Annotated in this window: 13 protein-coding genes and 1 tRNA gene; 13 read left to right on the top strand and 1 reads right to left on the bottom strand. The window is 66.9% G+C overall.

The window, feature by feature from the left end:
* Together INE98_RS11165 and INE98_RS11160 are read left to right on the top strand one after the other, a co-directional pair.
* The coding region (locus INE98_RS11165; RefSeq protein WP_293538991.1) for an NAD(P)/FAD-dependent oxidoreductase at window positions 1–1,665 on the top strand (1,665 nt) is incomplete at its 5' end.
* 28 nt (window positions 1,666–1,693) lie between these two features.
* On the top strand, window positions 1,694–2,308 hold the full coding sequence (locus INE98_RS11160) for an NADPH-dependent FMN reductase (protein WP_293538989.1): 615 nt from the start codon (window positions 1,694–1,696) through the stop codon (window positions 2,306–2,308).
* Here the strand turns inward: INE98_RS11160 and INE98_RS11155 are convergent.
* A tRNA-Asp gene (locus INE98_RS11155) sits at window positions 2,297–2,373 on the bottom strand. The two genes, INE98_RS11160 and INE98_RS11155, sit on opposite strands and share 12 nt — an antisense overlap.
* A gap of 210 nt (window positions 2,374–2,583) precedes the next feature.
* Between INE98_RS11155 and INE98_RS11150 the strand changes: the two genes are divergently transcribed.
* The 11 genes from INE98_RS11150 to nuoI are packed head-to-tail and all read left to right on the top strand — an operon-like array spanning window position 2,584 to window position 11,577.
* Complete coding sequence (locus tag INE98_RS11150; protein ID WP_293538987.1) at window positions 2,584–2,961, top strand: NADH-quinone oxidoreductase subunit A; 378 nt, start codon at window positions 2,584–2,586, stop codon at window positions 2,959–2,961.
* Window positions 2,931–3,512, top strand: a complete 582-nt coding sequence (locus INE98_RS11145) for an NADH-quinone oxidoreductase subunit B family protein (protein ID WP_293538985.1) — start codon at window positions 2,931–2,933, stop codon at window positions 3,510–3,512. The genes INE98_RS11150 and INE98_RS11145 overlap by 31 nt, the downstream gene beginning before the upstream one ends.
* Window positions 3,509–4,117: an NADH-quinone oxidoreductase subunit C gene (locus INE98_RS11140; RefSeq protein WP_293538983.1), complete on the top strand. Its 609-nt coding sequence runs from the start codon at window positions 3,509–3,511 to the stop codon at window positions 4,115–4,117. The genes INE98_RS11145 and INE98_RS11140 overlap by 4 nt, the downstream gene beginning before the upstream one ends.
* Window positions 4,117–5,331 carry an NADH-quinone oxidoreductase subunit D gene (locus INE98_RS11135; protein WP_293538981.1) on the top strand — a complete coding sequence of 405 codons (1,215 nt, stop codon included), beginning with the start codon at window positions 4,117–4,119 and terminating at the stop codon, window positions 5,329–5,331. The genes INE98_RS11140 and INE98_RS11135 overlap by 1 nt, the downstream gene beginning before the upstream one ends.
* Window positions 5,328–5,678, top strand: a complete 351-nt coding sequence (locus tag INE98_RS11130; protein ID WP_293538979.1) for a nuclear transport factor 2 family protein — start codon at window positions 5,328–5,330, stop codon at window positions 5,676–5,678. Before INE98_RS11135 ends, INE98_RS11130 begins: the two co-directional genes overlap by 4 nt.
* 10 nt (window positions 5,679–5,688) lie before the next feature.
* On the top strand, window positions 5,689–6,375 hold the full coding sequence (gene nuoE / locus INE98_RS11125; RefSeq protein WP_293538977.1) for an NADH-quinone oxidoreductase subunit NuoE: 687 nt from the start codon (window positions 5,689–5,691) through the stop codon (window positions 6,373–6,375).
* 59 nt (window positions 6,376–6,434) lie between these two features.
* Complete coding sequence (nuoF, locus tag INE98_RS11120) at window positions 6,435–7,751, top strand: NADH-quinone oxidoreductase subunit NuoF (protein WP_293538975.1); 1,317 nt, start codon at window positions 6,435–6,437, stop codon at window positions 7,749–7,751.
* 8 nt (window positions 7,752–7,759) lie between these two features.
* Complete coding sequence (gene nuoG, locus INE98_RS11115) at window positions 7,760–9,793, top strand: NADH-quinone oxidoreductase subunit NuoG (RefSeq protein ID WP_293538973.1); 2,034 nt, start codon at window positions 7,760–7,762, stop codon at window positions 9,791–9,793.
* 3 nt (window positions 9,794–9,796) lie between these two features.
* Window positions 9,797–10,876 carry an NADH-quinone oxidoreductase subunit NuoH gene (nuoH, locus tag INE98_RS11110; protein WP_293538971.1) on the top strand — a complete coding sequence of 360 codons (1,080 nt, stop codon included), beginning with the start codon at window positions 9,797–9,799 and terminating at the stop codon, window positions 10,874–10,876.
* Complete coding sequence (locus INE98_RS11105; RefSeq protein ID WP_293538969.1) at window positions 10,873–11,079, top strand: hypothetical protein; 207 nt, start codon at window positions 10,873–10,875, stop codon at window positions 11,077–11,079. Before nuoH ends, INE98_RS11105 begins: the two co-directional genes overlap by 4 nt.
* A 6-nt stretch (window positions 11,080–11,085) precedes the next feature.
* The gene (gene nuoI, locus INE98_RS11100) at window positions 11,086–11,577 is read left to right on the top strand and encodes an NADH-quinone oxidoreductase subunit NuoI (RefSeq protein ID WP_293538967.1); all 492 of its coding nucleotides are present in this window, start codon (window positions 11,086–11,088) and stop codon (window positions 11,575–11,577) included.
* Window positions 11,578–11,659 lie beyond the last annotated feature (82 nt).

The raw sequence follows: 11,659 nt of genomic DNA, 5'->3' as shown, positions 1-11,659 counted from the left end.
CGCCGGATGATGAGCTTCGTCGCCGGCGCCGAGATCCCCGAGGGCTATGCGGACTTCCTGGTCGATGAACTGAGCCTGGGAGAAACAAACACCAAGACGCCCGTCTGGGACTCGCCGCGCCTGAAGGCGGGCGCCGCCAAGATGCACGTGTTGGTGATCGGCGCCGGCATGTCGGGCCTGCTCACCGGCATCCGGCTCAGCCAGGCGGGGGTCAGCTACGAAATCGTCGACAAGAACGCCGACGTCGGCGGCACCTGGTTCGAGAACACCTATCCCGGCTGCCGGGTGGACTCCTCCAACCACATCTATTCCTACAGCTTCGAGCCCAACCACCACTGGCCCCAGCACTTCTCGACCCAGCCGGTCCTCCTCGACTATTTCCGCGGCGTGGCCGACCGCTACGACCTGCGCGGCAAGATCGCCTTCGAGACGGAGGTCGAGACCCTCGACTGGGATGAGCCCCGGGCCCTCTGGAAGGTCACGGTGCGGAACAAGTCCGGCGTTCGCCGGTTCATCGAGGCCAACGCCGTGGTCACGGCGGTGGGCCAGCTGAACCGGCCCCGCATGCCGGATATCAAGGGCCGCGACCGCTTCGCCGGCCCGGCCTTCCACTCTGCGAGATGGCGCCACGACGTGGACCTGACGGGCAAGCGCGTGGCGGTGATCGGCACAGGGGCCAGCGCCTACCAGTTCGTGCCGGAGATCGCCGGCAAGGTGGGCAGCCTGACCATCTTCCAGCGCACCCCGCCTTGGGGCTTCCCGGTGCCGCACTATCACGAGGACGTCCCCGACGGCATGAACTGGCTGATGGAGCACGTGCCCTACTATGACAAGTGGTACCGCTTCTGGATGTTCTGGATGGTGACCGACGGGCTCCTGCCCATGGTCGAGGCCGATCCGGGCTGGAACGGGCCGCCCACGGCGGTCTCGGCCGCCAACCTGGAGTTCCGCGAGATGATCGCGGGGGCGATCGCCGCCCAGGCGCCGAACCGCCCCGACCTGGTGGAGAAGGTCGTGCCGACCTATCCGGTGGGCGGCAAGCGCTCGCTCCTCGACAACGGCGTCTGGATGGCGGCCCTGCAGCGCGACAACGTCTCGCTGGTCACCGACGCGATCAGCGAGATCACCCAAACCGGGATCGTCACCGCCGACGGAACGGCCCGGGACTTCGACGTCATTATCTATGGCACCGGCTTCCACGCCTCGAAGTTCCTCGAGCCGATGAAGATCCGCGGACGGGGCGGCGCCGACCTGCATGCGACCTGGGACGGCGATCCGCGCGCCTACCTCGGCATGACCACGCCCGGTTTCCCGAACCTGTTCATGATCTACGGGCCGAACACCAACATCGTGGTCAACGGCTCCATCATCTTCTTCTCCGAGTGCAGCGTCCGATACATCGTCGGCTGCCTCAAGCTCCTCGCCGAGACCGGGGCCCGGTCCATGGAGCCGAAGCGCGAGGTGCACGACGCGTTCAACACCAGGGTGGACGCCGCCAACGCCCTGATGGCCTGGGGCGCGCCGCAGGTCTCCAGCTGGTACAAGAACGAGAAGGGCCGGGTGACCCAGAACTGGCCCTTCGCCCTGGTCGATTACTGGCGGGCCACCCTGGCGCCTGACCCGGGCGACTTCTTGATCGAGAAGGCGGCTGAACCGGTCGCCTGAGCCAGATCCCGTTTCGAGGAGAGTTTGCGTGAAGCTTCAGACGATCATCTGCTCGACCCGTCCCAACAGGGTCGGGCCCCACATCGCGCGCTGGTTCCAGGGGCTGGCCGAGGCCCATGGCGACTTCGAGGCGACCCTTGTCGACCTGGCGGACTTCAACCTGCCCATCTTCAACGAGCCCTGGCACCCGCGCCTGCGGAACTACCAGTTCGATTACACCAAGGCCTGGTCGGCCAGCGTGGAGGCGGCCGACGCCTATGTCTTCGTCATGCCCGAGTACAACTTCATGCCGCCGCCATCCTTCGTGAATGCGGTGGACTACCTTTACGCCGAGTGGAACGGCAAGCCGGCCGCCTTCGTCAGCTATGGCGGCCAGTCAGGCGGGGTCCGGGCCGTTCAGATGGCCAAGCAGATGCTGACCACCGTCAAGATCATGCCCCTGGTCGAGGGTGTGGCCATCCCGATGGTCGGCGAGCACCTCGATTCCGAAAAGGGGTTCATCCCCACCGACGCCCACAACCTGGCGGCCAAGGTTACCCTCGACGAACTGGCCCGCTGGAGCCGCGCCCTGAAGGACATGCGGGGGGGGCTGAGCCGCGCCGGGTCGTCACGCTGCGACAGGGGAGGGGAGTGGCGCGAATGACGGGGCTCGAACCCGCGACCTCCGGCGTGACAGGCCGGCGCTCTAACCAACTGAGCTACATCCGCACTCGATTGCGCATCCGCGCAAGGCGCGTCTGATAGGTCCGGGCCGGAATCGTGTCAACCGTCCTTGAGGTGTTAGCGGTGCGGTAGGGAATCTGCGTTGATCTGCAGCCGGCCCGGGATCGGGACTGAGCCTGCCCTCAGTGGCAAACCGAGGTTTGAACCCGGCGCAAGGCTGGTCTAGAAGGTCCCGCGACTCTGGCTGGGGAATCCATGGACGCCTTTCTTCTCGAGTACCTGCCGATCGTGATCTTCCTGGGGATTTCCTCGGCGATCGGGATCATCTTCATCCTGGCCTCGGCTGTCCTGGCGCCCAAGGCGCCGGACCCGGAGAAGCTTTCGACCTACGAGTGCGGGTTCAACGCCTTCGACGACGCCCGCATGAAGTTCGACGTCCGGTTCTATCTGGTGTCGATCCTCTTCATCATCTTCGACCTGGAAGTGGCCTTCCTCTTCCCTTGGGCGGTGTCGCTCATGAAGTTGCCGCATGACCAGGCGGTTTTCGCCTTCTGGTCGATGATGACCTTCCTCGGGGTCCTGACCGTCGGCTTCATCTACGAATGGAAGAAGGGGGCCCTGGAATGGGATTGATCGTTCCGGCCGGATCGGGCGCCCGGTCCACCGTCGAGGGCTATGACCCCAAGCTGCATGATCCCTATTTCGACGGGGTCTCTCAGCAGCTCGCCGACAAGGGGTTCGTCACGGCCGCCGCCGACGACCTCATCACCTGGGCCCGCACCGGCTCGCTGATGTGGATGACCTTTGGCCTCGCCTGCTGCGCCGTGGAGATGATGCAGGCCTCCATGCCGCGCTACGACCTGGAGCGCTACGGCTTCGCGCCGCGGGCCAGCCCGCGCCAGTCTGACGTGATGATCGTGGCGGGCACGCTCTGCAACAAGATGGCTCCGGCCCTGCGCAAGGTCTACGACCAGATGCCGGAGCCTCGCTACGTCATCTCCATGGGCTCCTGCGCCAATGGCGGCGGCTACTACTATTTCAGCTATTCCGTTGTCCGCGGTTGCGACCGCATCGTGCCGGTGGACATCTATATCCCGGGCTGTCCCCCCACCGCCGAGGCCCTGGTCTATGGCGTGCTCCAGCTGCAGAAGAAGATCCGCCGCACGGGGACCATCGAGCGATGAGCTGGCCCGTCGCAGAAGAGACCCTCGAGGCCCTGGGCGCCGAGATCGCTGCGGCGGCCGACGCCGGCGTGTCCGCCTCGACCGCCCATGGCGACCTCACCCTCGACGCTCCGGCCAGCCGGATCGTGGAGGTCCTGACCCTGCTGCGGGACCGTTTCGCTTTCCAGCAGCTCACCGACCTGACCGGTGTGGACCACCCGGACCGCGCCCAGCGCTTCGACGTCGTCTACCAGCTTCTCTCCTTCACGCGGAACCAGCGCATGCGGGTGCGTGTCCGGACAGACGAGGACACCGCCGTGCCCTCCGTCACCGGGGTCTATCCCTGCGCCAACTGGTTCGAGCGCGAGGCCTTCGACATGTACGGGGTCTTCTTCTCCGGACATCCGGACCTGCGCCGCATCCTCACGGACTATGGCTTCCACGGGCATCCGCTCCGCAAGGACTTCCCGATGAGCGGCTATGTCGAGCTGCGTTACGATGATGAACTCAAGCGCGTGGTCTACGAGCCTGTGAAGTCGGTCGAGTACCGGAACTGGGATTTCCTTTCGCCCTGGGAAGGCGCGCAGTACGTCCTGCCGGGCGACGAGAAGGGGGAGGCGCGCTGATGGCTGACGATCTCGCCGCGGGCCCCGCCCTCCCGGAAACTCCCGTTCGCAAGTTCAACATCAACTTCGGGCCCCAGCACCCGGCGGCGCACGGCGTTCTGCGCCTGGTTCTCGAGCTGGATGGCGAAGTGGTGGAGCGGGTCGATCCGCACATCGGCCTCCTGCACCGCGGCACCGAGAAGCTGATGGAGGCCAGGACCTACCTCCAGAACGTGCCCTACTTCGACCGCCTCGACTACGTGGCGCCGATGAACCAGGAGCACGCCTTCTGCCTGGCCATCGAGCGACTGGCTGGGATCGAAGTCCCCATTCGCGGCCAGCTGGTCCGGGTGCTCTTCTGTGAAATCGGCCGGATCCTGAACCACCTGCTGAACGTGACGACCCAGGCCTTGGACGTCGGCGCCCTGACGCCGCCGCTCTGGGGCTTCGAGGAGCGCGAGAAGCTGATGGTGTTCTACGAGCGGGCCTCCGGAGCCCGCCTGCACGCCAACTTCTTCCGCCCGGGCGGCGTCCATCAGGACCTGCCCGAGGCCCTCATCGACGACATCGAGGCCTGGGCCAAGGCCTTCCACAGGCCACTCGGCGACATCGACAAGCTGATCACCGGCAATCGCATCTTCAAGCAGCGCAACGTCGACATCGGCGTGGTCAGCCGCGAGCAGGCCATGGCCTGGGGCTTTTCGGGCGTGATGGTCCGTGGCTCCGGAATCGCCTGGGACCTTCGCCGCAGCCAGCCCTACGAGTGCTACAGCGAGCTCGACTTCGACATCCCGCTGGGGGTCAACGGGGACTGTTATGACCGCTATCTCTGCCGGATGCAGGAGATGCGTGAGAGCGTGAAGATCATGCTTCAGTGCATTGATCGCCTGCGCAAGACCCCTGGCCCGGTCCTGACCGAGGACAACAAGTTCGCCCCGCCCCGGCGCGGCGAGATGAAGCGGTCGATGGAAGCCCTGATCCATCACTTCAAGCTCTACACCGAGGGCGTGCACACGCCGGCGGGCGAGATCTACGCCGCCGTCGAGGCCCCCAAGGGCGAGTTTGGCGTCTTCCTCGTCAGCGACGGAAGCAACCGCCCCTACCGCTGCAAGATCCGGGCGCCGGGCTTCGCCCACCTGTCGGCCATGGATTGGCTCTGCCAGGGCCACATGCTGGCGGACGTTTCGGCCATCCTCGGCTCCCTCGATATCGTCTTCGGCGAGGTGGACCGGTGAGCGCGCCCGTCTGCATCACCCCCTTCGACGTCGTCGAGGCCCAGTTCGAGGCCTACAACGCCCAGGACCTGGACGCGCACTGCGCGGTCTTCTCCGACGACGTGGTGGTGGCGGACTTCAACGGCGCCGTCACCATCTCGGGGATCGCGGCCTACCGCGAAAAGTACCGACAGGTCTTCGCCGAATTCCCCCGGAACCGGGCCGAACTGCTGAACCGCATGGTGGTGGGCAATCGTGTGATCGACCACGAGCGCGTCTTCCGTTCGCCGGAGGCCGCCCCCTTCGAGGTCGCCGCCATCTATACCGTTTCGGACGCGCGGATCGTGCGCGTCGACTTCATCAAGTGAGGCCGGTCACGTGAGCGTTCGCAGGCTAGCCGCCAACCAGCCCGACAGCTTCGCCTTCAGCGCCGAGAGCCTGAAGCAGGTGAAGTGGTGGATCGCCAAGTTCCCCGAGGGCCGCCAGCAGTCCGCCGTCATCCCTCTGCTCTGGCTGGTCCAGAAGCAGCAGGGCTGGGTCTCCGAGCCCTCCATCCGCGTGGTCGCCGAGACCCTCGGCATGCCGGTGATCCGGGTCTACGAGGTCGCCACCTTCTACACCATGTTCATGCTGGAGCCGGTCGGCTCCCACGCCCTCGTGCAGGTTTGCGGGACCACGCCCTGCATGCTGCGGGGCGCCAACGACCTGAAGGCCGTCTGCCAGCGCCGGTTCGGCGACCGCGACCACCTTTCGGCTGATGGGAAGGTGACCTGGCAGGAAGTGGAGTGCCTTGGCGCGTGCTCGAACGCGCCCATGGCCGCGATCAATGATTATTACTACGAGGATCTGACGCCCGAGACCTTCGAGCAGGTCCTCGACGCCTTCATCGCTGGCAAGCCGCGGGCGCCCGGCTCGGTCATCGGCCGCCAGGGTTCGGCGCCGGAAGGGGGGCCTCAGGTCCTCTCCGACCTCGCCCTTTACGACGGCTCGGCGGCCAAGGCGCTGAAGTCCATTCCCAACGCCGAGCCGAAGAAGCCCGGCAAGGCGAAGGAGGCGGTGCAGTGATCGGACAGGGTTCGACCGCCGGCTCGCGCCGGATCGGTCTGGAGGCTTAGGGGCGCATCGTGGTCGGCATTCTCGAAGACAAGGACCGGATCTTCACCAACCTCTACGGGCTCCATGACTGGGGTCTGGAGGGGGCGAAGCAGCGCGGCGCCTGGAATGGCACGCGGCTGATTCTTGAGCAGAGCCCTGAGTGGGTCTGCGACCAGATCAAGACCTCGGGCCTGCGCGGCCGGGGCGGGGCCGGCTTCTCCACCGGGCTGAAGTGGACCTTCATGCCCAAGGCCGAGAGCGAGCGTCCGCATTACCTGGTGATCAACGCCGACGAGTCCGAGCCCGGAACCTGCAAGGATCGGGAGATCCTGCGCAACGATCCGCACCTCCTGATCGAGGGCGCCCTGATCGCCAGCTACGCCATCCGCGCCCACACCTGCTACATCTACATCCGCGGCGAGTACGTCCATGAGCGCGAGCGCCTGGAGGCCGCCATCAAGCAGGCCTACGAGGCCAGGCTGATCGGCAAGGGCAACGTCCACGGATGGGACTTCGACCTCTTCGTCACGCATGGCGGCGGCGCCTATATCTGCGGCGACGAGACGGCCCTGATGGAGAGCCTCGAGGGCAAGAAGGGCCAGCCGCGCCTGAAGCCGCCCTTCCCGGCGGGGGCCGGCATCTATGGCTGCCCGACCACCATCAACAATGTCGAGTCGATTGCGGTGGTGGGAACCATCCTGCGTCGCGGCGCCTCCTGGTTCGCGGGCTTCGGCCGGCCCAACAACACCGGCACCAAGCTGATGGCCATCTCCGGCCATGTGAACCGGCCCTGCGTGGTCGAGGAGACCATGTCCATCCCCCTCAGGCAGCTGCTCGAGGACCACTGCGGCGGTGTCCGCGGCGGCTGGGGCAACCTCAAGGCGGTGATCCCGGGCGGGTCCTCGGTGCGGATGATCCCGGCCCATGAGGCCGAGACGGCCCTGATGGACTTCGACTCCCTGTCGGCCCTCAAGTCGGGCCTGGGCACGGCGGCGGTCATCGTCATGGACCAGTCCACCGACATCGTCCGCGCCATCGCCCGGCTGTCCTACTTCTACAAGCACGAGAGCTGCGGGCAGTGCACGCCCTGCCGCGAGGGCACGGGCTGGATGTGGCGGGTCATGGAGCGCATGGCCACCGGCGAGGCGGAGATGAAGGAGATCGACATGCTCCTCGACGTCGCCAGCCAGATCGAGGGGCACACCATCTGTGGCCTCGGCGACGCCGCGGCCTGGCCGATCCAGGGCCTGTTCCGTCACTTCCGCCACGAGGTCGAGGAGCGGATCACCAACTACCGTGCGGGCAAGCCGCACGTGCAGGGCGCCTCCCTGCAGGCGGCGGAGTGAGCTGAGCCATGCCGAAAGCCAAGGTCAACGGCGTCGAGGTCGAGTTCGAGCCCGGCATGACGGTCCTTCAGGTGGCGGAGCTGGCGGGGGAGGAAATCCCGCGCTTCTGCTACCACGAGCGCCTGTCCATCGCGGGCAACTGCCGGATGTGCCTGGTCGAGGTGAAGCCCGGCCCGCCCAAACCCCAGGCCTCCTGCGCCCTGCCGGCCGCCGACAACCAGGAAATCTTCACCAATACGCCGATGGTGAAGAAGGCCCGCGAGGGGGTGATGGAGTTCCTCCTCATCAACCACCCTCTCGATTGCCCGATCTGCGACCAGGGCGGCGAGTGCGACCTCCAGGACCAGGCCATGGGCTATGGCCGCGACGACAGCCGCTTTGCGCTGAACAAGCGGGCCGTCGAGGAAAAGGCCATGGGTCCCCTGATCAACACGGTCATGACCCGGTGCATCCAGTGCACACGCTGCGTGCGCTTCATCACCGAGGTCGCCGGCGTTCCGGAGATTGGCCTCATCTCGCGCGGCGAAGATGTTGAAATCACGACCTATCTGGGCAGCGCCGTCACCTCCGAGCTATCGGGGAACGTCATCGACCTGTGCCCGGTTGGCGCCCTGACCTCCAAGCCCTACGCCTTCAACGCCCGCCCCTGGGAGCTGAAGAAGACCGAGACCGTCGACGTCATGGACGCCATGGGCGCGGCCATCCGCGTCGACAGCCGCGGTCCTGCGGTCCTGCGGGTGCTTCCGCGGATCAATGACGACGTCAACGAGGAGTGGATCTCCGACAAGACCCGCTTCGCTGTCGACGGCCTGTCTCGCCAGCGCCTGGACACCCCCTACATCCGCGAGAACGGCCGCCTGCGGCCCGCGACCTGGGCTGAGGCCCTGTCCCTGGCCGCTGACCGCCTGTCCGCCGCCGCGCCCGCCAGGATCGGCGCCATCGCCGGCGACCTGCAGGACGCCGAGTCCCTGAAGGCGACCCTCGACCTCTTCCGGGCCCTGGGCTCCGCCAACACCGACTGCCGCCAGGATGGCATGGCCCTGGGGACGGGGCCGCGGGAGTCCTGGCTGTTCAACGCCACCATCGCCGGGCTTGAAGAGGCCGACGCGATCCTCCTGGTGGGGACCAACCCCCGCTTCGAGGCGCCTGTCCTCAACGCCCGCCTGCGCCGCCGCTGGCTGGCCGGGGCGCTGGAGGTCGGCCTCATCGGCGTGGCCGCCGACCTGACCTATGACTTCGACCACCTCGGCGAGACCGCCTCCGCCCTGACCGCCCTGGCCAAGGCCCGGACCGGCTTCGCCAAGGTGCTGAAGTCCGCCAAGGCTCCGGCCCTGATCATCGGCGCGGGCGCCCTGTCCGGCCCGCACGGCGCGGCCGTCGCCTACGCCGCCGCTCAGGTCGCCAAGGCGTTCGGCATGAGCTGGAACTTACTCCACACCGCCGCCTCCCGGGTCGGCGGACTCGACATGGGCTTCATCCCCGGAGAGGGCGGCCTCGACGCCCGGGCCATGACGGCCAAGGGCGCCCTCGACGTCCTCTTCCTGCTGGGCGCCGACGAGATCGATCTGTCGGCGTCGGACGCCTTCCGCATCTATCTCGGCTCGCACGGCGACGCCGGCGCCCACGCGGCGGACCTGATCCTGCCCGGCGCGGCCTACACCGAGAAGGACGGCCTCTACGTCAACCTGGAGGGCCGGGTGCAGATGGGTCAGAGGGCGGTCTTCCCCAAGGGCGAGGCCCGGGGGGACTGGACCATCCTGCGCGCCCTGTCCGAGCGCCTCGGCAAGACCCTGCCATATGACAGCCTCGACCAGCTCCGGACCCGGCTCTTCGCCGACCATCCCACCTTCGGCCAGATCGACTGGGCGCCCAAGGGGCAGGCGGATCTTTCGGCCATCGGCGCGGCCGGCGAGGTCGGTGACGCACCTCTCGCCAGCGCGGTGAGGGCCTTCCATCTCACCAACCCGGTCGCGCGCGCCAGCGTGACCATGGCCGAGTGCGCCGCCCTGGCGGCGGGCCCGGCGAAACTGGCGGCGGAGTAGGGCATGGACGCGGCGCAATCCTTCTGGGCCACGCCGGGCGGCTGGACCCTGATCACCGTCCTGCAGATCCTGGCCGTGCTGGGCTGGCTGCTGATGTCGCTCGCCTTCTTCATGTACGGCGACCGCAAGATCTGGGCCGGCGTCCAGATGCGGAAGGGGCCTAACGTCGTGGGGCCCTTCGGCCTGCTCCAGTCCTTCGCCGACCTGATCAAGTTCATCCTGAAGGAGATCGTCGTCCCCGACGGGGCCGACAAGTTCGTCTTCCTCCTGGCCCCGGTCCTGACCTTCGCCCTCGCCCTGGTGGGCTGGGCGGTCATCCCCCTGGCCCCCGGCTGGGTGGTGTCGGACATCAATGTCGGAGTGCTTTACCTCTTCGCCATCTCCTCCCTGGGCGTCTACGGCATCATCATGGGCGGCTGGGCGTCGAACTCGAAGTATCCCTTCCTGGGCAGCCTCCGGTCTGCGGCGCAGATGGTCTCCTACGAAGTCTCGATCGGCTTCGTGATCATCACGGTCATCCTTTTGGCGGGGACCATGAACCTCACGGAGATCGTCCAGAAGCAGGGCGGCGGCTTCTGGAACTGGAATGTCTTCGGCGGCGGACTGCACAACCTGCCCATCGCCCTCGTCATGATCCCCATGTCGGTGATCTTCTTCATCTCGGCCCTGGCCGAGACCAACCGCCCCCCCTTCGACCTGCCCGAGGCGGAGTCCGAGCTCGTGGCGGGCTACCAGGTGGAGTACTCCTCCTCGCCCTTCCTGCTCTTCATGATCGGCGAACTGGCCAACATCGTCCTGATGTGCGCCATGATCTCCATCCTCTTCTTCGGCGGGTGGCAGGCGCCCGTGGACCTGCCCTTCGTGGCGCATTGGTCGCCGACGGCGCAGAGCTTCTACGGCTTCATGTGGCTCTTCCTGAAGATCATCTTCTTCTTCTTCCTGTTCGCCATGGTGAAGGCCATCGTGCCCCGCTACCGCTACGACCAGCTGATGCGGCTGGGGTGGAAGGTCTTCCTGCCGATCTCTCTGGTCGCCGTGGCCCTCGTCGCCGGCTGGCGCGTTCTGGGGCATCCGGGCGCATGAGGCGGGCGACGCTTCCCCTCCTGGGTCTGGCGGGCCTGCTCATCGCGGGCTGCGCTTCCACGAGCACGCCCGATGGGGACGTGGCGACCTACGACTCCCTGCGTCTGCTGCGCGGACAGTGCATAGCTCGGGGCATGGAGCTGGTCCTGAAACCGGGCGGCAACGAACGGCGTCTGTCCGGTTATGAGTGCAAGGGAAGGTAGGACAGCATGCTGAAGCGCATTTCCCAGGTGGTCCGGGGCGCGGCCCTCTCCGACTTCATCGGGGCCTTCGGCATGGCCATGGTCTACATGGTCCGGCCCAAGGCTACGGTGATCTATCCCTACGAGCGTGGTCCCCAGTCCCCGCGGTTCCGCGGCGAGCACGCCCTGCGGCGCTATCCCAGCGGCGAGGAGCGCTGCATCGCCTGCAAGCTCTGCGAGGCCATCTGCCCGGCCCAGGCCATCACCATCGAGGCCGAACCGCGCGAGGACGGCAGCCGCCGGACGACCCGCTACGACATTGACATGGTCAAGTGCATCTATTGCGGCCTGTGCCAGGAGGCCTGCCCGGTGGACGCCATTGTCGAGGGGCCGAACATCGAATTCGCGGTCGAGACCCGCGAGGAGCTTTACTACGACAAGGAACGCCTGCTCGCGAACGGTGACCGTTGGGAGCGGGTCCTTGCCAAGAATCTGGAACTGGACGCGCCCTACCGGTAGATCCGGGCGGCGATTCCGAACGCACTGAAACCCCGCCGGTCCCTTTGGGTCGCGGCGGTCCAAGAAGAGGGGCTGAACCCGG

Origin of the sequence: Phenylobacterium sp. (assembly GCF_020253645.1) — a bacterium.
Taxonomy (GTDB): Bacteria; Pseudomonadota; Alphaproteobacteria; order Caulobacterales; family Caulobacteraceae; genus Phenylobacterium.
Note: the sequence above shows the minus strand (reverse complement) of the source record. Positions and strands in the feature narration are given on the sequence as shown.